The 23974-nt window shown below is 68.0% G+C and carries 17 protein-coding genes; 4 read left to right on the forward strand and 13 right to left on the reverse strand.

The genetic code is table 11. The annotated features are described in order from the left end of the window. The first annotated feature begins 115 nt into the window (after positions 1 to 115). Together AB0J95_RS21705 and AB0J95_RS21710 are read left to right on the forward strand one after the other, a co-directional pair. A complete protein-coding gene (locus AB0J95_RS21705) occupies positions 116 to 2644 on the forward strand; it encodes a hypothetical protein (RefSeq protein WP_364760401.1) in 2529 nt (842 codons plus the stop codon). Positions 2645 to 2860: 216 nt separating this feature from the next. Beyond that, on the forward strand, positions 2861 to 4297 hold the full coding sequence (locus tag AB0J95_RS21710) for a sialidase family protein (RefSeq protein WP_364760404.1): 1437 nt from the start codon (positions 2861 to 2863) through the stop codon (positions 4295 to 4297). Between the two features lie 47 nt (positions 4298 to 4344). On the opposite strand, the gene AB0J95_RS21715 is transcribed toward AB0J95_RS21710, so the two are convergent. Continuing rightward, positions 4345 to 6237, reverse strand: a complete 1893-nt coding sequence (locus AB0J95_RS21715) for an exo-alpha-sialidase (protein ID WP_364760407.1) — start codon at positions 6235 to 6237, stop codon at positions 4345 to 4347. Between the two features lie 65 nt (positions 6238 to 6302). Between AB0J95_RS21715 and AB0J95_RS21720 the strand changes: the two genes are divergently transcribed. Then, positions 6303 to 7982 (forward strand): alpha-amylase family protein, encoded by a 1680-nt coding sequence (locus AB0J95_RS21720; RefSeq protein WP_364760410.1) that lies wholly within the window; start codon positions 6303 to 6305, stop codon positions 7980 to 7982. Between the two features lie 4 nt (positions 7983 to 7986). Here AB0J95_RS21720 and AB0J95_RS21725 read toward each other — a convergent pair whose 3' ends face one another. Further along, complete coding sequence (locus AB0J95_RS21725; RefSeq protein ID WP_364760413.1) at positions 7987 to 9171, reverse strand: zinc-dependent alcohol dehydrogenase; 1185 nt, start codon at positions 9169 to 9171, stop codon at positions 7987 to 7989. A 260-nt stretch (positions 9172 to 9431) separates the two neighbouring features. On the opposite strand from AB0J95_RS21725, the gene AB0J95_RS21730 reads away from it, so the two are divergent. Then, positions 9432 to 11813: a glycosyl hydrolase gene (locus tag AB0J95_RS21730; RefSeq protein WP_364760416.1), complete on the forward strand. Its 2382-nt coding sequence runs from the start codon at positions 9432 to 9434 to the stop codon at positions 11811 to 11813. Positions 11814 to 11824: 11 nt separating this feature from the next. On the opposite strand, the gene AB0J95_RS21735 is transcribed toward AB0J95_RS21730, so the two are convergent. From AB0J95_RS21735 to AB0J95_RS21785, 11 genes are all read right to left on the reverse strand, one after another. Further along, on the reverse strand, positions 11825 to 12421 hold the full coding sequence (locus tag AB0J95_RS21735) for a cadmium resistance transporter (protein WP_364760419.1): 597 nt from the start codon (positions 12419 to 12421) through the stop codon (positions 11825 to 11827). Positions 12422 to 12556: 135 nt separating this feature from the next. Beyond that, on the reverse strand, positions 12557 to 13663 hold the full coding sequence (locus tag AB0J95_RS21740) for a glycosyltransferase family 2 protein (RefSeq protein ID WP_364760422.1): 1107 nt from the start codon (positions 13661 to 13663) through the stop codon (positions 12557 to 12559). A 15-nt stretch (positions 13664 to 13678) separates the two neighbouring features. Beyond that, positions 13679 to 14059 (reverse strand): hypothetical protein, encoded by a 381-nt coding sequence (locus AB0J95_RS21745; RefSeq protein WP_364760425.1) that lies wholly within the window; start codon positions 14057 to 14059, stop codon positions 13679 to 13681. 131 nt (positions 14060 to 14190) lie between these two features. Next, positions 14191 to 15213 (reverse strand): aldo/keto reductase, encoded by a 1023-nt coding sequence (locus AB0J95_RS21750; RefSeq protein ID WP_364760428.1) that lies wholly within the window; start codon positions 15211 to 15213, stop codon positions 14191 to 14193. A 26-nt stretch (positions 15214 to 15239) separates the two neighbouring features. Beyond that, the gene (locus AB0J95_RS21755; protein ID WP_364760431.1) at positions 15240 to 15614 is read right to left on the reverse strand and encodes a DUF2255 family protein; all 375 of its coding nucleotides are present in this window, start codon (positions 15612 to 15614) and stop codon (positions 15240 to 15242) included. Between the two features lie 17 nt (positions 15615 to 15631). Further along, the gene (locus AB0J95_RS21760) at positions 15632 to 16669 is read right to left on the reverse strand and encodes an alcohol dehydrogenase catalytic domain-containing protein (protein WP_364760434.1); all 1038 of its coding nucleotides are present in this window, start codon (positions 16667 to 16669) and stop codon (positions 15632 to 15634) included. A 119-nt stretch (positions 16670 to 16788) separates the two neighbouring features. After that, complete coding sequence (locus AB0J95_RS21765) at positions 16789 to 17667, reverse strand: helix-turn-helix transcriptional regulator (protein ID WP_364760437.1); 879 nt, start codon at positions 17665 to 17667, stop codon at positions 16789 to 16791. Between the two features lie 57 nt (positions 17668 to 17724). Next, the gene (locus AB0J95_RS21770; protein WP_364760440.1) at positions 17725 to 18282 is read right to left on the reverse strand and encodes a dihydrofolate reductase family protein; all 558 of its coding nucleotides are present in this window, start codon (positions 18280 to 18282) and stop codon (positions 17725 to 17727) included. Between the two features lie 181 nt (positions 18283 to 18463). After that, positions 18464 to 21229: a bifunctional YncE family protein/alkaline phosphatase family protein gene (locus tag AB0J95_RS21775; protein WP_364760443.1), complete on the reverse strand. Its 2766-nt coding sequence runs from the start codon at positions 21227 to 21229 to the stop codon at positions 18464 to 18466. Between the two features lie 4 nt (positions 21230 to 21233). After that, the gene (locus tag AB0J95_RS21780; RefSeq protein WP_364760446.1) at positions 21234 to 22580 is read right to left on the reverse strand and encodes an ABC transporter permease; all 1347 of its coding nucleotides are present in this window, start codon (positions 22578 to 22580) and stop codon (positions 21234 to 21236) included. Further along, positions 22577 to 23509: an ABC transporter ATP-binding protein gene (locus AB0J95_RS21785; protein WP_364760449.1), complete on the reverse strand. Its 933-nt coding sequence runs from the start codon at positions 23507 to 23509 to the stop codon at positions 22577 to 22579. The genes AB0J95_RS21780 and AB0J95_RS21785 overlap by 4 nt, the downstream gene beginning before the upstream one ends. Positions 23510 to 23974 lie beyond the last annotated feature (465 nt).

Below are 23974 nucleotides of genomic sequence, written 5' to 3' on the forward strand. Positions count from 1 at the left end.
GATTTCGCTTGTGCCTCAAGAAAAACCGACGCATGGGGGCTTGTATCCGGGGCGGACGCACCTACCGTGTGTTCGTCCTGTCTCCCAGCGTGTTCGGACTCTTGAGGAGGATCCGGTGGGAAAGAGACATTTGACGAAGGTCATGGCGCTGGTGACCGGCATGAGCACGACCCTGCTCATGTCCCCAGTGGCTGTGGCCGCACCAGAAGATCCGTTACCGCCGTCTCCACCGCGGTACGCGTTGACGCATCACTCGCACCCGGGTCTGAGCATCGCGGAGGAAGAGGAGCACGACGCCGGGGAGATCGCCGACCGGGCCGCCGAGTTCGCGAACCAGCGGATCGCACCTGGCACGGTTGTGCCACCGCAAGCGGTCGCGGCCGCTCAGGCCGACGGTGCCCGGCTGCCGCTGGCCGGCGGGCTGTGGCGAGAGGTCACCAACCAGCCCTACGATTCCGAACCGGCCGGATACGCCGACCCGGTCGAGTCGAACGCCGGCGCGGGCTGGGGTCTCGTCGGTGGCCGGACGACCGCGCTCGCCTCCGACGGTTGGGTGATCTACGCGGGCGCCGCCGATGGCGGGGTGTGGCGGACGTTCGACAAGGGCGGCCACTGGTACCCCGCGCTCGCCGGACCGCCCAGCCCGTCCATCGGCGCGCTGCTGGTCGACCCGTCCCACCGGGTGTGGGCGGGGACCGGTGAGGCCAACACCAGCTCGGATTCCTATGCCGGCCAAGGTGTCTACGTCTCGGAGGACTTCGGGACGACCTACCGCAAGGTCGGCGGCGGCGAAGTCGACGGCGCACTGATCTTCCGCTTGACCCGGGCCGGTGACGGCACGATCTTCGCGGCCACCAGCCATGGCCTGTGGCGGCACTCCCCGAGCACCTCCGGTCCGTGGCAGCAGGTGTTCGCTCCCGACCCGAACCCGACGCATTCGCCGTACCGCACCAACTTCACGACCGACGTGCAGGTCCACGGTCAGACCGTGCTCACGGCGATCGGCTGGCGCGGCACCACCGCGCCGGATGACCTTTCCTACAACGGTTTCTACGTCTCGAACGCCGGTGGCGCACCCGGCACGTTCCACCTCGTGCACCCCACGGGCGACCTGGACGTCGACGACATCGGCCGGACCACGTTCACCTGGGCCGGGAAGCAGCTGTGGGCGATCGTGCAGTCGCCGGAGAAGCTCGCCGAGGGTGAGGCTACCGCGCTGCAGGGCGTCTTCCTGTCCGCCAACGGCGATCCGGCCGGGCCGTGGAAGAAGGTCGCCGACTCCGACTCGTTGGGCGCCGCCGGATCGGCTCTGCAGAACCAGCCCGGCTACCACGTCGGCGTGCAGGCTTGGTACAACCAGGCCATCACCGCCGATCCGGCCGATCCGAATCACGTGTACCTGTCGCTGGAAGAGGTCTTCGAGACCACCGACGGCGGCGCCACCTTCCACATCGCCGGCCCGTACTGGAACCTGGGCCTGTCCTGCAACCCCAACTGTCCCAAGACCACACACCCCGACCAGCACGCGTTGACCATTGTGGACGGACAGGTCTGGGCGGGCAACGACGGCGGGGTCTGGCACCGCCCGCTCACCCACCACGGCCTGGGCGACTGGACCGACACGAACCAGACACTGCACACCTTGCAGTACTACGGTGCGGGCACCGGCGCCCTGCCGGGCGGCAAAGTCGCGTACTGGGGCGGTCTGCAGGACAACGGGACCTCGTTGCTGCCTGGCCGCAACGCGCCGACGATGCTGCAGCCGGCCGGTGGTGACGGCGGGCTGGTTCTGGTCGATCCCCGCAACGGCGGCAACTCCGTCGGCGAGTACACCAACCTCGCGATGTACCTGACCACCGACGGCGGGCACCACTTCCGCACCATCAGCCCGGTGTGCGGTGCCAACCCGGACGACCCGAACCCGATGCCCGGCTGCGACCCGACCGCCAGGTTCATCGCCCCCTTCGTCGCCGACGTGACCAACCCGGGACACTGGGTCGCCGGTGGTGAGTTCGTCTGGGACGACACCGCGTCCTGGGCCACGAAGTGCCATTCCGATGGTTGTGACTGGAAGAACGTGCACGACCTCGGTCTCGGCTCGAATGGCGCACCACGCCTGGCCACCGCATTGGCCGTCAACGGTTCCACCACCTACGCGGCGTGGGTCGCCGGTGGCGGCAACCCCGGACCGGCGTTCGCGTCCGGCATCGACACCAACTACGGCGGCACCTGGCACCGGATCACCGCACCCAACCTGCCGCAGCGGTTCATCGCCGGGCTCACGGTGGATCCGCGCAACGCGGGTCACATCTACGCCGTCTACAGCGGGTATTCCCGGCACTGGATCCCCGGTGGCGGGGTCGGGCACGTCTTCGAGTCCCGCGACGGCGGCGCCCGCTGGACCGACATCTCCGGCAACCTGCCCGACACTCCCGGCGACGATCTTGTTGTCTCGCAGGGACATCTGGTGCTGGCCACCGACACCGGAACGTTCATCAGCGACGCGGGCACACCGGGCCGGTGGTCGCGGTTGGGCATTGGGCTGCCGGGCAGCGTCGTCAACGACCTGACCCTCACCCCGGACGGCAACACCGTCGTCGCGGCCACTCATGGCCGCGGTCTCTGGCAACTCACCCTCCGCTGATCCATGGCGAGTGTCCGGCGGCCGCGGGATCACCGTCGCCGGACACTCGTTCAACACGTTTGTTCACATAGCTCTTGCCACCTTCACACTGTCCACAACGGACGGCGACCTTCGACGTGAGCCACCCGGCGGATTTACCCACGGCACGCGGTGTGGCTGGATGAGAGGCCGAGTCATGGGCCCCATCCCCGGATCACCGAAGAAGGTGACTTCACCATGTCTCTCCGTACACGCAAGTTCCTCACCGCCGCCCTGTTACCCCCAGCTGTGGTCGCCGGGCTGTTCGTGACCGCAGGTGCGGCTTCGGCGAACGTCGCGGTGACGCAGGTGAGTTCCGATCCGTTCACCGACGCGCAGGCCCAGCACCGCACGGAGGTCGAGCCGGACACGTTCGCGTTCGGTTCCACGATCGTGTCCGCGTTCCAGGTCGGACGGGTGTCGGGTGGTGGTGCGTCGAATGTCGGTTTCGCCACGTCCACCAACGGCGGCGCGAGCTGGACGCAGGGCTTCCTGCCCGGCACCACGGGGAACTCCGGTGGGCCGTGCGGGCAGCTCAGCGACGCCGCGGTCGCCTTTGACGCCAAGCACAACGTGTGGCTGATCTCCACGTTGGGGGTGAACTGCCCGAACACGCCGGTGTTCACCAGCCGGTCCACCAACGGCGGGCTCACGTGGAGCAACCCGGTCACCACGGCGACCGGGTCGAACGACAAGAACTGGATCGTCTGCGACAACACGTCCACGAGCCCGTTCTTCGGCAACTGCTACACCGAGTACGACATCACCAGCTCCGGCGACGCCCTGCGGATGAAGACCTCCAGCGACGGCGGCCTCACCTGGGGCCCGGCGCGCGCCACCGGCGACAACGCCACGGGTCTCGGCGGCCAGCCCATCGTGCGGCCCAACGGGACGGTGCTGGTGCCGTATTTGTCGCTGAATGACCAGATCCGGTCGTTCCGGTCGGTCGACGGCGGCGCCAGCTGGCGGTCCACCGTGCTGGTCTCGGCGGTCAGCCACCATGAGGCCGCGGGCGGTCTGCGCGAGGAAGCCCTGCCCACGGCGGAGATCGACGCCGCGGGCACCGCGTATGTCGCGTGGTCGGACTGCCGGTTCCGGTCCGGCTGTCCCCGCAACGACATCGTGCTGAGCAAGTCCACCAGCGAGACCACCTGGGCGGCACCGGTCCGGGTGCCGATCGACGCCACCACCAGCACGGTGGACCACTTCGTGCCGGGGATCGGCATCGATCCGTCCACTTCGGGCACCAGTGCCCGGATCGGCCTGACGTACTACTTCTACCCGAACTCCGCGTGCACCGCGGCGACCTGTCAGCTGACGGCGGGCTTCATCTCCTCGGCCAACGGCGGCACCAGCTGGAGCGCGGCGACCCAGCTCGCCGGGCCGATGTCGCTGTCGTGGATCCCGAACACGTCCCAAGGGCGGATGTTCGGCGACTACATCTCCACGTCGGTCCGCCCGGGCGGCAACGCCTTCCCGGTGCTGCCGATCGCGTCGGCGCCCACCGGGTCGACGTTCAACCTGGGCATGTTCGCACCCACGGGTGGCCTGCCGGTCACTGGCGGCGCGGTGCGCACCTCGGCCACCCCGGTCGAGGCGGCGGTCGGCGGCCAGATCGCCGGTCTGGCGTTCTGACGATGAGCGAGCCCGGCGTTCCGCGACGGAACGCCGGGCTCACACCGTCACTTCAGGGCGACTCCCTTGATGTAGATGTCCTCGTCATTGGCGATGGACGCGTTGGGCGCCCCGCCTTCACAGATCGCCGGCGGTGTGCCAGGGGTTCCGGTGCCGGGGCACAGGAACTGGTCGACCGGCCGGGTGTCCGACCAGATCGGGTACGCCGTCGTCGCGGTGACGCCGATTCCGGCGTAGTCACCGAAGAACGTTCCGTTGAACTGGGTCGGCGGCGGCATGCTGCCCGAGGTCACGCGGGTGTGCCGGAATGCGGCGCCGGTGGCGGTGGACAGGGTGATGTCGGAGAAGCCGATGTTGTTGTCCGCGCCGTATTGCCGGTCGTAGTAGCTCACCGCGAGGGTGCCGTCCGGCGCGAACGCCGCGCCTTGCCAGTACTGGTCGGTGCGGGCCTGCCCTGGCGCGGTGGTGACGACCGGGAGGGCACGTGGATCCGTTGTGGTGCCGGTGAAGCTGGCGCCGGAGTTGTTCGAAGTGGACAGCAGGATGTCGTTGTTGCAGGTGCCGTTCTTCACTCCGGTGTAGAGGTTCCCGGCGGTGCTGGGCTCGATGCCCGCGGGGGTGCACCCGGTGAGCTCGTTGGAGTCACGGTTGATGTAGGAGCCGTAGGTGACCACGACCCGGTTGGGGTGGGTGGGGTCGACGGCACCGATCGGGTACTGGCTGGCGCGGAAGACCGAGTTGAACGACGGGCCCTTCTCCGGGATGCACGCCCGGCCGGGGTCCTGGCCGTTCTGGTAGGTGGCGCAGTCGGGCAGCTCGTAGTAGAAACCGACGCGGACCGGCGCCGAGAAGCTCGCGCCGCCGTCGGTGGACCGGGCCAGCAGGACCTGGCTGCGGTTGTCCGCTCCGGACACGGCCTTGTTGAAGTTGTTGAACACCACGTACAGCGTGCCGTCGGGTGCGGTGAACGGCTGCGAGTCCTGGTTCTGGTTGCAGGTTCCGGACGGGGTCGGCAGGCCGAGAGTGTTGTCGCACAAGGGGCTTGTGGTGCTGACCAGGACCGGCGCGGAGAACGTCTCGCCGTAGTCGGCCGAGTGCGCGGAGTAGATGTAGCCCGTGCCGTCGGCGGCGAAAGTCGTCCACGTCATGTACACACGGTCGGCGAACCGGCTGCCGCGGTGGTTGTCCACTGTGAGCAATTGCTTGTCCAGCAGGAAATCACCGGCACCGGCGGTGTCGTCGTGCTGGACGGCGGGCCGTCCGGTGAAGTTGAACGAGGCGCCGTTGCTGCCGGTGGACCGGAACACGTAGAACGCGCTGGACTGGTCCGGGTTCGGCGAGGTTCCGTTGCCACGGTTGAACAACTGGCACGACAGGTACACGTTCCCCTTGGTGTCCCAGGCGGTCGAGGTGTCACCACCGCCCTGCCAGTACTCGCGTGGTTTGCCACCGGCGAACGCGTCGCCGCGGCCGAACCCGTTGGGAACAGTGGAATCCGCCCAGGAGCGGCCACCGTCGAGTGAGTACGAGACGCCACACGTGCCGTCACCGCGGCGGTAGTCGTTGTAGCTGGCGACCAGGTGCGCGCCGTTGCCGGGGTCCGCGGACACCCAGGTCTCGTTCTGTGCCTGCGCCCGGCCTTGCAGGTCCGGGTCGGTGATGTTGAGGCAGTTCTGGTTGACCTTGATGTTGTCGCCGAACCGGTTGGCGCACGCGGCCGCCGTGGCCCGGTGCATCGCCGAGGGCGCCAGGGTGCGGGCCTTGCCCGCGGCATCATCGCCGTTCAGGTTGGCCGACAGCAGCCCGGAGACGTGCCGTTGCTGGATCTTGTTCAGGTTCGCGTAGCCGAACGGGGCCGCGGCCGCCTCTGGGACGCTCGCGGCGGTCACCGCGACGACGGTGGCTGCGAGAACGATCGGGATGCGCGTTAATCGTTTCATCGGCAGATCCGATCCTGCAGAGGATGAGAACCCTCCGAAGCTAGTCCCGCGCGGCGGTTTCCGCCATGGCCGTCGGCGGGTACCAGTACGCCATGAGGCTGACCCGGACATCGGATGTGTGGTGGAAGGACGCGGTCATCTACTGCCTGGACGTGGAGACCTACCAGGACAGCGACGGTGACGGCTGCGGCGACTTCGCGGGCCTGACCCAGCAGATCGATCACATCGCGCGGCTCGGCGCCACGTGTGTATGGCTGATGCCGTTCTTCCCCACCGGTGAGCGTGACGACGGCTACGACATCACCGACTTCTACACCGTCGATCCCCGGTTGGGCACGCTGGGTGACTTCGTGGAGTTCGTCCGCACGGCCCGCGACCGCGGCCTGCGGGTGATCGCCGACCTGGTCGTCAACCACACCTCGGACCGGCATCCGTGGTTCCAGAACGCCCGCTCCAGCCGGGACTCGGCGTTCCGCGACTGGTATGTCTGGCGCGACGAGCCGCCGGCGGACGGCCCGCAGGGGATCGTGTTCCCCGACAAGGAGAAAAGCCTCTGGGAGTACGACGAGCGGACCGGCCAGTACTACCTGCACAGGTTCTACCGCCAGCAACCCGATCTGAACGTGGCCAATCCGGCGGTCCGCGACGAGATCGCGCGGATCATGGGGTTCTGGCTGGAGCTGGGCCTGTCCGGCTTCCGGGTGGACGCCGTGCCGTTCCTGCTGGAGACCAAGGGCCAGACCGACGCGTCCCGGCTGCCCGATCCGCACGACTACCTGGCCGACCTGCGGGCGTTCCTGAGCCGCCGCAGCGGTGAAGCGGTGCTGCTGGGCGAGGTCAATCTGCCCTATCCGGACACCATGCGGTTCTTCGGTGACCCGCACAGCGTCGGTGACGAACTGACGATGTGCTTCGACTTCATCGGGATGCAACGGTTCTACCTGGCCATGGCTCGCCGCGAGGCCACTCCGCTGGCGGAGGCGCTGCGTGAGCGTCCGACCCCGCCGCGCGACTGCCACTGGGCCACGTTCGTGCGCAACCACGACGAGCTCACGCTGGACAAACTCAGCGACGAGGAACGCACGGAGGTGTTCGACGCTTTCGGCCCGGAGAAACGGATGCAGCTCTACGGCCGCGGCCTGCGCCGTCGCCTGCCACCGATGCTCGACGACATCGAGCGGACGAAGATGGCCTACAGCCTCATGTTCAGCCTGCCGGGCACCCCCGTGCTGTTCTACGGTGAGGAAATCGGCATGGGCGAGAACCTCGGGCTGGAGGGCAGGCTCGCCGTCCGCACCCCGATGCAGTGGACCTCCGCACCGGACGGCGGGTTCTCCACGGCCGACCCGTCGCGGTTGGTCAGGCCGTTGGTGGACGGCGAGTTCGGTCCGCGGCAGGTGAACGTCGCCGACCAGCGGCGCGACCACCGCTCGTTGCTGTCCTGGATCCGGCTGCTGATCGAGCGCTACCGCGACTGCCCGGAGCTGGCCTGGGGCGAGTTCGAGGTGCTGGACACCGGCGCGCCCGCGGTGCTCGCGCACCGGTGCCACATCGACGGCCAGTCCGTGGTCGCCGTACACAACCTCGCGGATGAGGACATCGAGATCCAGCTGGTCTACGACGGGCTCGACGGCGTCCTGACGGACCTTCTCGTCGACGGCACAACCAAGGTGTCCGCCGACGGGAAGGCCACGATCCGTCTCGGCCGCTACGGCTGCCGCTGGCTGCGGGTGGGACCGGCGTAGGCGGTCACGGTTTGAGCAGGACCTTCACCATGCCGGCCTGTTTCTTCTGGAACGTCTGGTAGGCCATCGGGGCGTCGCTGAGCGCCACCCGATGGGTGGCGAAGCCGTCCACACCGAGCGGGTCCTCGTCGGTCAGCAGCGGCAGGATGTCGCCCACCCAGCGCTTGACGTTCGCCTGGCCCATCCGCAGCTGGATCTGCTTGTCGAACAGGGTCAGCATCGGCATCGGGTCGGCCATCCCGCCGTACACCCCGGACAGCGACACCGTGCCGCCGCGCCGGACGATGTCGATCGCCAGGTGCAGGGCGGTGAGCCGGTCCACGCCCGCCTTCTGCATGAACTTGGCCGCCACGGTGTCCGGCAGCAGCCCGGTGACCCGTTGCGCGAGCTTGGCGACGGGCGCGCCGTGGGCCTCCATGCCCACCGCGTCGATCACCGAGTCCGGTCCGCGGCCACCGGTCATGCCGCGGATCACCTCGGTCAGCCCGTTGCCGTGCTCCAGCAGGTCCAGCACCTCGATCCCGTTGTCCCGCGCCCGTTGCAGCCGTTCGGGCACGAGGTCGACGCCGATCACCTGGCCGGCCCCCTGATGCCGGGCGATGCGGGTGGCCATGTCGCCGATCGGGCCGAGGCCGAGCACGACCAGGCTGCCGCCCTTCGGGACGTCGGCGTAGTGAACGGCCTGCCACGCCGTCGGCAGGACGTCCGAGAGGTACACGAACCGGTCGTCCGGCGGCCCCTGCGGAACCTTGATCGGCAGCGTATTGCCGAACGGAACACGGAGGTACTCCGCCTGCCCACCGGGCACCTGCCCGTAGAGCTTGGTGTAACCGAACAGCGCCGCGCCCATCCCGTGTTCCCGGACCTGGGTCGTCTCGCACTGCGACTGCAGTCCCTGTTCGCACATGAAGCAGGTCCCGCAGGAGATGTTGAACGGCACCACCACCCGGTCCCCCGCCGTGAGCTCGGTGACCTCGCCGCCGACCTCCTCGACGATGCCCATCGGCTCATGGCCCAGGATGTCCCCCTCCCCCATGAACGGCCCCATCACCTCGTAGAGGTGCAGGTCCGAACCACAGATGCCGCTCGACGTGACCCGGATGATCACGTCGCCGGGGTCCTTGATGACCGGATCGGGAACAGTGTCCACCCGCACGTCACGCCGGCCGTGCCACGTCACCGCTTTCACGCCATGCCTCCACATCGGTAGCAAATCCGCCCCGCAAGACCTTCCCGCTAAAGTGGCGGTCAAACCTCGCCGCCTTCGCCGGGGATGCCGGAAATGTGTTTCTCCTGCGGTAAGCCGGTTTCACGACTTTCGGCGTAGGCCAACAGTGGCGTTTGCCTGTTGTCGCCAGGGTTTTCCGTCGATCGCCCGATGACAATGCCGATCGCAGCGGGTTAGCGTGCGCGCATCGCTGGTGAGGATCTCCCGAGGCGAGGTGCGCTATGGTCATTTTCCGCCGGTTGCAGCGGGGTTCGCGTCGATTCTGGCGCCTGGCCGGGATCTTCGCGGCGATCGTGGTCATCGCCGGGCTGCTGACCTCCGCCACGGCGGGGATGATCGGGTCCGAGGACGAGGACCACGACGCGGGCAGCGCGGAAGTCGAGGAGGACGAGGGCGACGGCGGCCCGCAGGCACCGGCGGACTTCCTCAACGACCGGTTCACCTCCCGGCAGGACATCACCGACGACCAGGTGCAACAGGCGGTCGCGCAGGCGGCGCAGTTCGGGGAGAACGGCGAGAGCTGGCGCTTGGTCGGCCCATCGAACATCGGTGGGCGGATCACCGGTCTCGTGGTGGATCCCAGGCGCCCCAACACGATCTACGTCGCGGCGGCCGGTGGCGGGGTGTGGCGCAGCACCGATGCGGGGGTCACTTTCCAGCCCGCGTGGGACTCTCGGCTGCCGCAGGCGCTCGGTTCGCTGGAAATGGGCCGCGACGGCACGTTGTGGGCGGGCACCGGCGAGGCCAACCCGTCCGGCGGCGGGTTGACGTTCTTCGGCAACGGCGTCTACCGCTCGACCGACGGCGGCCGCTCCTGGCAGTCATGGGGCCTGTCCCGTAGTGGTTCGATCGGGCGGCTCCTTGTGGACCCGGTCAACCCGCGGCGGGTGTTCGCCGCGGCAACCGGCAACCTGTCGGGAACCGCGCAGCAGCACGGGATCTACCGGCTCGCCGACAACGGCCGCGACTGGCAGCTGGTCCTCGCCGCGCCGAACAGGACCACCGGTGGCGTGGACCTGGCGATCGATCCGGTCAACCACAACAGGGTCTACGCGGTGCTGTGGGATCACCAGCGCAACAACGGCGCCCGCGTGTACGGCGGTGTCGGTTCGGGACTGTTCCGTTCGGACAATGGTGGCGACACGTGGACCCGGCTGGAGAACGTGACCGGCACCTCCCCCACCGACCAGACCGGCACCGGGCTGCGCAGTGACGCCAGCCTCGGCCGCATCGGCGTCGCGGTGGCACCCAACGACCACAACCGCGTCTACGTCATCACCGCCACGCAATACGGCCCGGACAAGGGTTTCTACGTGTCCAACGACGGCGGGACGAGTTTCGCGCCGGGCGGTCGCGCAGGCGGCGGCAGTGGGTATGCGTGGTGGTTCGGCAAGATGTGGGTCGACCCGAAGAACGAGAACCACTTGTACGCCGCGGATGTGAGCCTGCGCGAATCCATCGACGGCGGCGCCACCTGGGGTGTGTCCAGTGGCGTGCACGCGGATCAGCACGCGATGCAGTGGGATCCGAACCAGCCCAACCGGGTGTATCTCGGCAACGACGGCGGCGTCTACCGCTCCGACGCCAACGGCGCCACCACCACGTGGGTGCACGCCACTTATGAGCCGTTCAACCAGTCCTACCACCTCGCGGTCGCCCAGGACGACCCCTCACGGCTGGCCACCGGCTTGCAGGACAACGGAAGCGTGCGGACGTGGACCGACAAGGCCCCGCCGGGTGACCTGACCCAGTGGAACGCCTACGGCGGCGGCGATGGCCACGAAGTGGTGATCGACTACAAGGACCACAACGTGTACTACGAGTGCTCCCAGGTCGGCGTCTGCCACCGGCACCAGGATCCTGATGGCACATCAGTGAACTTCGGTCCGCGGCACTCCACCCGGATCACCACCGACGCGCCGGTCATCCTGGATCCCAGTGACCCCAACGTGGTCTACTTCGGCGGCAACGTCCTGGACCGCTCGACCGACCGCGGCACCACCTTCACCCAGATCAGCCCGCCCGGCGACTTCCTCACCGGACCCGTGCCGCCGGACGAGGACGACAAGGGACCGTTCTACGCCAACGAGTACGCGACCATCACCTGGATCGCCCCGGCCAAGACCGACCCGAAGACGATCTACCTCGGCACCGACACCGGCCGGTTGTGGAAGACCGGCGACCTCGGCGCGACCTGGACCGAGTTCACCGGCAAAGGCCTGCCCACCCGGTGGATCAACTCCATCGTGGTCGACCCCGCCGATGCCAACCACGTGTTCGTCGCGTTCTCCGGCTACCGCGAAGGCGACCTGGCCGCGAACATCTGGGAGACCACCGACGGCGGCACCTCCTGGGACAACATCAGCGGCAGGCTGCCCAACGGCCCGGTCGAGATGCTCACCTACGACCAACAGCGCCACCGCCTCTACGCGGCCACCGACCTCGGCGTGTTCGTCAACCGCAACGGCCGCACCAACTGGCAGCGCGTCGGCCGCGGCCTGCCGAACACCTCCATCCTGGACGTCAAGATCACCGGCGACGGCCGCACCCTGTATGCCGCCACCTTTGGCCGCAGCGTCTGGTCCATCCGCATCGACGACTGACGTTCGCCCGCTCAGAACAAGCGAGTGAGAACCCCGGACTCGAGGAGGATCCAGGCACCGATCGCGATGAACACGACCGGCACGATCAAGTGCCCGGACCTGTCCAGCGCGTCCACGACCTTCTTGTGCGAGCCCAGCCAGGCACCCGCCGCACACCACGCCGCGAGCAGGACGAGGAAGACCGCGACGGTGAGCACTGTTGCTCCGACGCCGAGGGTGCGGAACAACGGGGTGTAGATGCTGATGTTGTCCGCGCCATTGGCGATGGTGACCGAGGCGACGCCCAGCAGCCCGGACGCCAGCGGTGGGGCGTCATCGCCGTTGTGCGTCCGCGCGTGCCACAGACCGCGGATGCCGAGGGCGAGCGGGATCAGACCGAGCAGGCCCACCCAGTGATCGGGGACGATCACGAGCCCCGCTGCGGCACCGGCACTGACCGCCACCAGCGCGACGAAGCCGAGGTACTGGCCGCCCACGATCTGTCCGGGCCGCGGCCGGTCCTGGGTACGTGCGGCCAGGAACAGCGCGGTGAGCACGACTAGGTCATCGATGTTGGTCCCCGCGAACACGCCAACGGCGCCGCCGATTGTGGACAGTGGGGCGCTCACAGACGACACAGCCTAGTATCGCACTACGTGAATTCTCCCTGCGCTGTTGGGGACGACAACAAGGACAACGGAAGGCGCAGACGGACTGGGGATGAGAAGCCACAGCGAGTCACCTTCGGTGATCCCGTGAACGCCTCACCACCTTGGCCGTGACTCCTTGAAGAAACCGTCGGTCCACGGCACGGACATCGCGCGGTACTGCTCGGCGACCGCGCTGCCCCGCAACCGCTCCAGCAGAGCCGCGATCAACGCGTCGAGATGGCCGCCTGCGGGGTCAAGGCCGCTGGTGGACACCAGGGTGTCGTCCTTGCGCAGGCGGATGGTGCCAAGGAGGTCCCGGGTGGTCGGCACGCCGTGGAGCAGTTCGAACACCAGCCGGAAATACCGCGCGTCGGGGTCACCACCCGGTCGCAGCCGTTCCAGCTCGGCACAGAACCGCTCGACCAGCGACCAGTTCCCCCGCCCGGCCATCCCCTGGCACGCCAGGCTCAACGCGTAGCGGTAGTACTCGGCCGCGCTCTGCCGGTCACCCGTCCGCGGCTCGATCCCGGTCAGACCACGCATGGTCTCGCACAGGTCGGCCACCTGATCGGCCGACAGACTCGGGAAACCGTCCCGCAGCGCGAAATACAGCCACCGGGGATTGTCCGGGTCACTGGCGCGTGCCTGCGCCACGAGACTCATGTTCCTGTCCCGCTTGCGTTTCGCCGCGAACACGGCCGGGTTGTATCCGTCGTGGCGGATCTCGACGTCCACGGCCACCCGCTCCGGTGGGGTGTCCACAGCACCACGGACGACCAGGTACTCGTGGACCTGGCCCCGGTAGCGGACCGGACCGTCCACCCGCAGGATCCGCGGGATGTCATCACGGTAGCTGCCGTGATCTACGTCCCTGATCACCGGGGCGAGGACCACCTGGGAACAATCCTTGTCCCGCAACGACACCAGACACGACACGAGATCCGCCGCCGCCCCCTCGGCGAGCCACTCGTCGGCGTCCAGGCACAGCACCCAACCGTCCACAACAGACTCCAGGGCCGCGTTCCGCGCGTCGGCAAAGGAGCCGGACCATGGTGTCGGCACCACCCGGACACCATGGTCCCGATATCCGGCCACGATGCCCAGTGTCCCGTCCGTGGACCCGGTGTCGGCCACGATCACGCCGAAGCCGTGGCCGACCACACTGTCGAGGCAACGGGCGATACAACGCTGCTCATCCTTGGCCAAGATGAGCACGCTCACCGGGCTGCTCATCGGTCAGGAATGCGCGCAGGAGTCCTTGGGGCCACTGCCGGTCGCACACGGCCCCGAGTACGTGACGTAGAAGTGGTAGCAGATGGTGATCCCGCCATTGGGCGAGTAGGTGTACTCGTAGTCGAAATAGGTCGTCGTGGGCCCGCAGAAATGCACGTGGTCGAAAGGCTTGTGATCCGGTTCGAAGCAGGACGCCTGCACACTCACCGGAGCCGCTGCGGCCATCCCGGCCGAGGACAGGAACGACAGGCCCGCGAACGCCGTCGCCGCGATCGCGGCCCCAGCACGGTATGACCGCCTCGGCCGCTCCACGGACTGCTTTGGTGCCGCCGCGGTCAAGTCGGCCTCGAGGTCTTCCAGGAAGGCTTGACGTTGCGTGTTCACGTGGGTGTCCCTCCAGTTGCTGATCTTGAGCGACCAGGAGGTTGCCACGACACGGTTTCACGGCTCTGACACGAGACCCGTCACCCGTGAAGGCCGTGTGCAATCACGCCTGCTCCCCACCCGGAACCAGTTCAGCGACGGCGGGCGGAAGCCTGCAGCGAAGGGCTGGCCCAGCCGTTGTCCGCCGGGTTGAGCGTCACACCCGGCGCCACGATCCGATCGATACGGTCGAGCACGTCCTCGGGCAGCGTGATCTCCGCGGCGGCGAGCTGCGACTCAAGGTGGTCCATCGTGCGCGGGCCGATGATCGCGGACGTCACGGCGGGATGCCGCAGCACGAACGCGATGGCCATGTCGATCAGGCTGATCCCCGACTCGTCGGCGAGCGTCGCCAGTGCGTCGGCGGCGTCGAGCTTGCGCTGGTTCTCCGGCAGAGACAGGTCGAACCGGTTGGCCAGCCGCTGCCGCGCCACCGACATCGGCCCGGTGGTGGCGTCCTTGCGGTACCGGCCGGACAGCCAACCGCCGGCGAGCGGGCTGTACGACAGCACACCCATGCCGTAGCGCTGGCACACCGGCAGCACCTCGTTCTCGATGCCACGAGTGAGGATCGAGTACGTGGGCTGCTCGGTCACGAACCGTTCACGGCCACGGTCACGGGCCGTCCACTGTGCCTCCACAATGGTCGACGCGGGGAACGTGGAATGGCCGATGTAGCGGACCTTGCCCGCCCGGACCAGATCGGTCAGCGCGCCCAGCGTCTCGTCCAGGTCGACCGCCGGATCCCAGCGATGCATCTGGTACAGGTCGATGTAGTCGGTTCCCAACCGGCGCAACGAGTTCTCCACCGCGGTCATGATCCACCGCCGGGAACCGCCACGGTGGTTGGGGTTCTCGTCCAACGGCATGAAGAACTTCGTGGCCAGCACGACGTCATCACGCCTGCCCCGCAGCGCCTTGCCGACGATGACCTCGGACTCGCCCTGCGAGTAGACATCGGCGGTGTCCACAAAGGTCACCCCGGCGTCCAGCGCCCGATGGATGATCTTGATGCTCTCGTCGTGGTCCTTGGTGCCCCAGTCACCGAACATCATGGTGCCCAGGCACAGTGCGCTGACCGAGACGCCGGTGCGCCCCAAAGGCCGCTGTTGCACGGGATTCCGTCCTTCCAGAAGAGGTCCTAGCGTGGGACCAGCCGCACAGTCACCGGCGCCGCCTTGGCACCGACGACCGAACCGACAATTGCAGGTCCGTAGCGGTCGTACTTGGCGTGATAAGCGTTGTCGATCTCGCCGTGCACGCCTGGGGCGGCCTCGGCGAAGGTGATGTCACGCTCGACCCCACCCGCCCGGACACGCCCCGTACCGGCGGCCTTCGCCCGGCGGAACCACGGATTGCCCGCGCCATAAGCACTCCGGACATAGATACCGTCGCCGACACGAACACCCCAGATGGTCACGTACGGGCGCAGCGTGCCATCGGGCCGCTGCGAGGCCACCTGCAACTCCTCCGCGCCACCGATCCGGTCGAGGTCGTCGTCATTCCACTCGGTCATCGTCGCGTCCAATCCGGTCAGGGCCGCACCAGGACTTTGAGGGCCTCGCGCAGGTCCATGGCGCGGTAGCCGTCCGGAACGTGGTCGAGGTCGACGGTCAGATCGAACACCCGGCCCGGTTCGACACTGCCGTCGAGGATGCCGGGCATCAGCTCGTCGATGTAGTTGCGCGCCGGAGCCGGACCACCGGTCAGGGTGAGGTTGCGGCCGAACAGGCTGGGAAAGCCGATCGGTGCCTCGTCGTACTGCGGCACACCGACCCGGCTGATCACACCACCAGCGCGCACCACACCAAGCGCCTGCTCATACGCCGGCAGAAGACCGACACACTCCAAGACCGCGTGCGTGCCGTCGCCGCCGGTCAGGTCACGCACCAGCGCGATGCCCTCCTCGCCGCGTTCGGCGACCACATCGGTCGCACCGAACTCGCGACCCAGATCGGTACGGTCCTTGTGCCGCCCCATCAAGATGATCCGCTCGGCACCCAACCGCCGCGCGGCCATCACCGCGAGCAGCCCCACAGCACCGTCCCCGATCACCGTCACGCTGGTACGAGAACTCACACCCGCCCGCACAGCGGCATGGTGTCCGGTGCCGTACACATCAGCCAACGTCAACAGCGACGGCAGCAACGCCGAATCGGCGTCTACAGGCAGCTTCACCAGCGTGCCGGTGGCCTGCGGCACCCGCACCGCCTCCGCCTGGCCACCGCCCGAGTCGTCCGCCGGGAAGAACCCGCCGTGCCGGCACGAGGTCTGCACCCCCTCCCGGCAGAACTCACAAGTGTTGTCCTGGAACGCGAACGGGACCACAACGAGATCACCAGCCGCGAAGCCGGACACCTCCGGCCCGGTCTCCTCGACGACTCCCAGGAACTCGTGACCCATCGGCCGGCCCTGCGCGGACGGCGGCAGATTGTGGTACGGATGCAGGTCGCTGCCGCAGATACAGGACAGCACCGTTCGCACGATCGCGTCGGTGGGCTCACTCAGGCGTGGATCGGGGACGTTCTCGACCCGGACATCACCGGCGCCGTACATGAACGTGGCACGCACGTTTAGTCGATCCTTCCAGCACATGACAGGAACCGTTCCCTGCTCACCCGCCATCAAACGCCGCCGCCCGGATCCGCGGCAGGGCCTGCTCTTACAGGTACTGCCAGAACCCCCCAGCCTCAGCAACCGGTCTGTTCCGGCTGGGCGAAGTCCTGCGTGGCGGCCCAGCTGGCGAGCATCTTCAGAGCGTCGGCGGTGGGCGTACCCGCGGCCGCGGTGTAGACGTTCAACGTGAGACCGGGCTCCGACGGCAGTTCCATCGACTCGAAGTTCAGATCCAGCTGTCCCACAACCGGATGACGCAACCGCTTCTGCCCACTGCGGTGGTATTGCACGTCATGCGAAGCCCAGCGGCGCCGGAAGACCTCGCTGCGCGTGGACAGCTCGCCCACCAGTTCGATCAGGGCCCGGTCGTGCGGGTTGCGCCCCGCCTCCAGGCGCAGCATCGCGGCGGCGTCGTTGGCGATGCGGTCCCAGTCGACGAAGAACTCCCGTGCGGCCGGGTCGAGATACACGAACCTGGTGGTGTTCGCCGGTCGCCGGGGATCGGCCAGCACCGGGGCGTACAGGGCGCGGCCGAGCCGGTTCATCGCCACGATGTCATGGCGCCCGTTGCGCACCCAGGCCGGCGCGTCGGAAATGGCGTCCAGCACCTGCTGCACGGCCGGACGCACAGTGGTGGCCGTCGGACGGCGCCGCGCATCCGGATGCGCGGCCCGGGCCAGGGCGAACAGGTGCTCGCGCTCGGCCTCATCGAGCCGCAACGCGCGGCTCAACGCGTCCAGGACACTGTCCGACGCCCCGGCGAGGTTGCCCCGTTCCATGCGCACGTAGTAGTCGATCGACACACCGGCCAGCAGCGCCACCTCTTCGCGGCGCAGGCCCTTGACCCGCCGGTTGCCGCCATACGCGGGCAGTCCTGCCTGCTCGGGCGTGATGCGCGCCCGCCGCGAGCTGAGGAACTCCCGGACCTCGGCCCGCTGATCGATCTCGCCCATCACCCCAGGGTATGCGCCTGGCGGGGCTGAAGGAGGGTCTGCCGGTACCTCCTTGCCTTACTTGTCGGCGGGCACGTACCGCAGTTCGAGGACCCCGGACGGGAAGGCCGTGCTCTTCACCAGGCGGAGCCGCACGGCCTCGTCCAGTTCCGGGAACAGCGCCGCGCCCTTGCCCGTGACGGCCGGGAGCACCCACAGCCGGTACTCGTCGACCACGCCGAGCTTGATCAGCGAGTGCATGAACGCGGTGCCGCCCGCCGCGACGAGATCCTTGCCGGGCTCGGCCTTCAGCTTGGCGATCTCCTCCGCCGTGTCACCGCTGGCGATCCGGGTCTCGGGCCAGTCGTCCGCCGACCGCAGGGTGCGGGAGAACACGACCTTGGGGATCTCGTTCATCGCCTTGGCCGACGGGTGGCCGGAGGTGGGCCAGAACCCGGCCATGGCCGCATAGGTGTTGCGGCCCATGAGGAAGGCCCCGGCCTCCCACAGCTGGTTGACGAAGTACTCCTCCTGCTCGGTGTCGTCGATGCCCATCATGACGTCGCGGATGCCGTTGTCCGCGTCCGCGCTCTTGCCGTCGATGGAGACGTAGAAACCCAGGATCAGCTTGCGCATGGTGCCCTCCAGTTGCCGGCGCTCAGGTGGTCTTCGAAGCGCGCCGTATCGACCATGCGCCAACCCTCGCACCGACAATGATCGATGTCAAGACAAAAATATTTGTCGGTAGTCCTCGCCCGAGTGCCACAAGGGGTCCCTGGCCGGCGGCCAGGGACCCCTTGGTGTCACACGATGAGCGTCAGCCGTCGCCTTCCGCGGCGCGGATGTACGCGCCGGGCACTTGGTCCGGGGCGAAGACCTTGTCCTCGCCCGGGTACGGCTTGGTCCAGGCGTGCGTCTGGTACCAGGTGAAGTGGTTCATCTGGGCCGGGTTGGCGTAGTCGGCGGTGGCGTTCGGGCCGGTCAGCCGCTGGTGGGTCTGCCATTCCTGCCACTGGGCGGCCACCGCCTGCTTGTCCGCCGGGACCGTGGTCGACGGCTGGGCGGCGGCGAGCTGCGGCGGGATGGTGTCCTCGCCGCACGGGGGCATGGTTTTCAGGCCCAGGGTCAGCGAGGTCTTGTTGGGCACGAACGTGTACGGCGTGAAGTCCGGCTGCTGGCTGAACGCCGCGGTCATCGGCGTGGCCGCGCTGTCCTTCTGGTTCATCGGCCGGATGCCGAGGATCTGCTCGATGGTCCGGATCATCGTGATCTGCGTGTAGTAGTCGCTGTCCACCACGCCGTGCTGCGCCCACGGGCTGATGATCTGGATCGGCGCCCGGTGACCGTCCACATGGTCCAGTCCGGCCTGGGAGTCGTCCTCGACGACGAAGATCGCCGAGTCCTTCCAGTACGGGCTGTGCGAGATGGTGTCGACGATCTTGCCGGTGGCGAGGTCGTTGTCGGCGACCTGGGCGGCCCCGTTCGGCGGCCCGCCGGTGTGGTCGCTGGACAGCCAGAACATGTTCAGGCCGGCCGGCCCGTGCGCGTCGAAGTCCTTCTTCCAGATCTCGTACCGGTAGATGTCCGGTACGTCGGTGTCGAACTTGGGGAACCCGGGCACCGACACGGAGTTCAGCGACGGGATCGGCGACGAGGACACCAGCGGGTAGGCCGTGTTCTGCCCCGTGGAAGCCATGTTCTTGGCGTCGCAGTACAGGTTCTGCCAGGTGGCGCCGGCCGGTTTGCTCAGGAACTGGTGGAACTCACCGAAGTCCCGCACGGTGTGGCCGGCCGCCTGGGCGCCGGTCCACAGGAAGCCGGACGCCTGGTGGCCCAGCGCGTCGTCCTCGGTGTCGTAGCTGCGCAGGTACTCCCCCGCCGAGGATTCGGTGTACTCGGGGTCGTCGGCCTGCATCAGCCAGTTGTGGCCCTCGGCGGAGTTGGTGCCGATGTCGTAGGTGTTGTCGTACAACCCGAACTGGCGCTCGAGGGCGTGCTGGTTCGGCGTGACGTTCTCGCCGAACTGGATCAGCGACGGGTCGCCGTTGCCGCGCGGTTCGTCCCCGAACTGCTGGTCGTACGTCCGGTTCTCCTTGACGATCAGGAACACGTGCTTGATCGTGGACGGGTCGCCCAGCCGCCTCGGTACCGGCACGGGCTTCTTGTTGCCATTGTGATTGGCGTCGTCGTCGGCGGCTTCGGCGGCGTTGTGGGTCCATCCGTTCTGCCGGAACACCTTGTCGGTGTAGCCGCGGATGGTGTGGTCGTCGGGCAGCCGGAACCTCTGCACGCTGCCGGTGGTGTCGTGCGTGCCGTGCCCGGTGGGCTTGCGGCGGGCGTCGATGCCGCGGGTGTTGGAGATCAGCACGGTGGACCCGATGGAGGTGACCGCGCCCGGGAAGTAGTCCGTTGGCAGCAAACCGATGTAGCTCACAGGTTCCTGCGCCCGGTTGTGGTAGCGGTACACGGCGACCGCGTTGGCGCGGCCGAGCGTCACCAGCAGGTGGCCGTCGTCGGTGACGGTGATGCCGTCGGGCTCGTAGCCGACGCTCGCCTCCGGCCACGGCTGGGTCGCGATCGTCTGGACCACCTTGTTGCTGAAGGTGTCGATGACGGACACGGTGTTGCTGTTGGTGTTCGCGACGAACAGCACGCCGTTCTTGTTGTACAGCGCGGTCGGGTGCAGGCCGACGTCGATGCTCTTGACCGCGGCGCCCGGTGTCGCCAGGTCGATCACGCTGACCGTGCCGGTGGTGGTGGCGCCGGTGAACGGGTCGGCCGGGACCTGGGTGTTGTAGGAGTTCAGCGTCGCGTCGCCGGGGACCGCGGTGCGGCCGCCTTCGTTGCTGACGTAGATCTTGGTGCCGACCCGGACCAGGTCGCGTGGCGCGTTGCCCACGGCCCAGCTCTGCAGGATCGCCCCGGTCGTGGCGTTCAGGGCGACGACACGGTTCTGGCCGTTGACGGCGGCGTACACGGTCGAGCCGTCGGCCGAGAACACCGCCTGGGCGACCAGCGCGTGCTTGGGGCCGTCGGCCGCGATCGTGACGAACGTCGGGTTGGCGACAGTGCCATCGGGGTTGACCGTGAACCGGCGGTAGCCGTCGGTTTGGGGCAGCCACAGGGTTTTACCGTCGGGCGAGTAGGTGGGGCCTTCCTGGCCGACGTCGTTGCCGGGAATGCGCAGGTTGGCCGTGGCGGAGTTGCCGATCAGCTGCTGCACTTTCCAGCCGTTGAGGTCCACGATCGTCAGCGCGATCCCGCCGTCGGTGGTGAGTGCCGCGAGATGAGTGCGGTCGGGGCTGACGGTGGAGGCCATGATCTTGCCGTTGGGTACGACAAGCCGTTCGCCGATCGGGTCGACGAACTGGTCGGCGGACACGACCAGGCCCTGGTCGGTGGTCTGGCCGACCTGGTAGGTGCCGAACCCTTCGGTCGAGGCGGATCCGACACCGGAACCGACCGCGACCAGGGCCACCGTGGAGATGCCGGATGTAGCGAGACGTAACCTGCGGCCGCTGCGTGCACCGAGAAGGCGGGAACGTCCCTTCTCGACACGCCGGCGGCGGCGCGTCACCTGCATTGACCTATCCCTTCGAGGTGGTGGACAGCAGCTCGACGTTCCCGTCGAACTGCCACAAGGGGTTGGGCTGGTCCCCGGCCGGGGTCCGCACCTGGAAGTAGCCGTTGACTTCCTTGGGTCCGTCGCCGTCGGCGACGTAGTGTCCGTCGGAGGTGATGTCGAGCTGGTAGATCGCCGAGCCGGTGGCCGCGACGCCGGGCAGGTGCCACGAAACCACGCAGCGCCAGTCGTTTCCGGGTCCCTCGGCAGCGATCAGGCCGTCGCCTTTGGTGCAGGCGGCCGTCGCCGCCAGTTGCTCCTCGGTGACGTCCGGCCGGTTGAGCTGCCCGGCTTGCAGGCGGTAGAGGTGTCCGAACGCGGTGGCGACCGACCGTTGCACCTTGTCCTGGTCGATCCCTGATCCGAGCGCCGGGGTCGCCGCGGCGATGATCACGACCGCGGCGCCGATGAGGCCGACAAGCGGCAGTGCCCCGGCGGTGATCGCGCGCCGGCCTGTGCCTTCGTAGCTGGCGCTGGTGAAGTCGCGCCGCAGGAACAGCATGTACGCCAACGCGGTCGCGGTCACCGCCCAGACCAGGCAGACCGCGATGCTGATCAGCAGCGGGCCGAGCTGGGCGGGGCTGGTGAACAGACCGTTCCAGGCGATGAAGGCGTAACTGGGCAGGGCGAGCCGGACGGCGACCGGCATCGGCAGCATCTGGGCGAGATCGAGCGCGAGGGCGACGACCACGGGCAGCAGCAAGCCCATCGGTGACCGTCCTAACGCGACAGAACCGAGCAGGCCGATCGCGGCGAGGGCGAGCGTCGGGGCGAGCACCGACACCCACGCGAGCAGGACCCGGGCGAACGCGTCGGCCGAGCCGAGCAGGTGACCATCGAGGCCGACCAGGTCCTGGCCGCCGACCGCCACGAGCCCGCCGACGGCGCTGGAGATGGCCATTCCGGCTACCAGCAACAGAATCACGGTTAGGCTAGCCAGCGTTTTGGCCAAGAAGATGTGCCGGTAGGACCGCACCGCCACCAGCAGATGCCGCCACGTGCCGAGCCGGTCCTCGGCGGCGAACACGTCCCCGGCGACCAGCGATGTCAACAGCGGCAACGCATACACGCCAGCGAAGCCGAGCATCACCAACGGTCCGGCCCACCCGGTGGCGTTCATCCACCGGCCGAACAAGGTGTCCACCGGCAGCGAACTCTGCTGGCTCACCGCCGCGACGAACAGCGCGGGCGCGATCCAGCACGCGATCACCAACAGCCGGATCCGCCACTGGGACAGCAGTTTGACCAGCTCGAACCGGTAGCCGCGCGTCACCGGGACGGGACGGGCCACCGGGGCGTCGACCACGGTCATCGGCCGGCCTCCTGCTGTTCGGTGAGGTCCAGGAACGCGACTTCCAGCGGTGACACCGTCGGCGCGAACTCCCGCACTGCGATGCTCGCGTTCACCAGGCGCACCACCAGTTCGTCGAGCGCGGGCACCAAGCCGCGCACCACAAGCACGCCGTTGTCCTGCCTCCCGGTGTCCTCGGCAAGCTGCAGACCCGGTGTGTCGGCGGCGACCTTGCGGGCGGCGTCCGGGTCGGAGGTGCGCAGCCGGTAGTCGAGTTCCCGGTTGTCGGCGGAGAGTTTGCTCAGCGGACCGGTGAACACCACGCGCCCGGTGGCCAGAATCGTGACCTCAGAACACAATGCCTCAACGTCGTCCATCCGGTGGCTGGACAGCACAACCGCGGTTCCGTCCGCCGCCAATCGGTTGAGCACACCATGAACGTGCCTCTTGCCCGCGGGATCCAGGCCATTGGAGGGTTCGTCGAGCACCAGCAGCCGCGGTTTGGTCAACAGGGCCGCGGCCAGCCCGAGCCGTTGCCGCATCCCCAGGGAGAAGCCCCGGACCCGATCGTCGGCGACATCGGTGAGTCCCACGTCGTGCAACGCCTCATCGATCCCGCTCACACCCTCGCCCCGCAACGCGGCCAGCGCGGCGAGGTTGCGCCGGGCGGTCAACGACGGATACAACCCCGGCCCCTCAACAAACCCCGCGACCCCATCCGGAGCGGTCAACGCCCGCCCCACCACCGTGCCCAACACCTCGATCTGCCCCTCATCGGGCACCGACAGACCCAGCAGCAGACCCAGCAACGTCGTCTTCCCCGCGCCGTTCGGGCCGACCAGCCCGTGGATCCGCCCCTGCTCCACCTCCACGTCCACACCGTCGAGCGCGACGACCTCGCCGAAGTACTTGCTGATCCCTCGAGCCCGCACTGCGAGGGTTGTGCCCATTCGTCCCTCTTTCGTCGCCTAAGAAGTTAGGCGCAGCAAGCACGCCCCGAAGGAACCTAGGCACACCACATGAAATAGACAGGGACACCCGGTTGAACATTTCTGGAATACCCGCACGGTCACGTGCGGACTTGTCCAGGTCGGACCCAGCCGGGCGATATGCGAGGTTGACCACCAGCCGCGTACTACGGGCGCTTTACCCGCTTCAAGAGACGCAGGCTTGTACAGATAGTACGCGCGCCACAGGACGAATATCACGGCCGCGGAGTAGCACAGATACCCGGCGAACCAGTATGTGACCACCATCCCGAACAACCCCAGAAAATGGACTCCAGGTGTCCGGACGACCGAGGAGTCCGGCACCACACTCAGCAGCGTCAAGTACAGCTGCATGTAGTGCTGCCAACACACCGGAGCCGCAGTCGATTCTGCGGACGGTCAGATTGCCAGGTCTCGCAAAGCAGT

Origin of the sequence: Actinocrispum sp. NPDC049592, from assembly GCF_040675465.1 — a bacterium.
In the GTDB taxonomy this organism is placed as follows: Bacteria; Actinomycetota; Actinomycetes; order Mycobacteriales; family Pseudonocardiaceae; genus Kibdelosporangium.

What these genes read in the sequence shown, in the direction of transcription:
- AB0J95_RS21715 (WP_364760407.1), bottom strand. Translation starts at nt 6,237, where the DNA reads ATGAAACGATTAACGCGCATCCCGATCGTTCTCGCAGCCACCGTCGTC.
- AB0J95_RS21755 (WP_364760431.1), bottom strand. Translation starts at nt 15,614, where the DNA reads ATGACCGAGTGGAATGACGACGACCTCGACCGGATCGGTGGCGCGGAG.
- AB0J95_RS21765 (WP_364760437.1), bottom strand. Translation starts at nt 17,667, where the DNA reads ATGGGCGAGATCGATCAGCGGGCCGAGGTCCGGGAGTTCCTCAGCTCG.
- AB0J95_RS21785 (WP_364760449.1), bottom strand. Translation starts at nt 23,509, where the DNA reads ATGGGCACAACCCTCGCAGTGCGGGCTCGAGGGATCAGCAAGTACTTC.
- AB0J95_RS21780 (WP_364760446.1), bottom strand. Translation starts at nt 22,580, where the DNA reads ATGACCGTGGTCGACGCCCCGGTGGCCCGTCCCGTCCCGGTGACGCGC.
- AB0J95_RS21770 (WP_364760440.1), bottom strand. Translation starts at nt 18,282, where the DNA reads ATGCGCAAGCTGATCCTGGGTTTCTACGTCTCCATCGACGGCAAGAGC.
- AB0J95_RS21720 (WP_364760410.1), top strand. Translation starts at nt 6,303, where the DNA reads ATGGCCGTCGGCGGGTACCAGTACGCCATGAGGCTGACCCGGACATCG.
- AB0J95_RS21775 (WP_364760443.1), bottom strand. Translation starts at nt 21,229, where the DNA reads ATGCAGGTGACGCGCCGCCGCCGGCGTGTCGAGAAGGGACGTTCCCGC.
- AB0J95_RS21730 (WP_364760416.1), top strand. Translation starts at nt 9,432, where the DNA reads ATGGTCATTTTCCGCCGGTTGCAGCGGGGTTCGCGTCGATTCTGGCGC.
- AB0J95_RS21710 (WP_364760404.1), top strand. Translation starts at nt 2,861, where the DNA reads ATGTCTCTCCGTACACGCAAGTTCCTCACCGCCGCCCTGTTACCCCCA.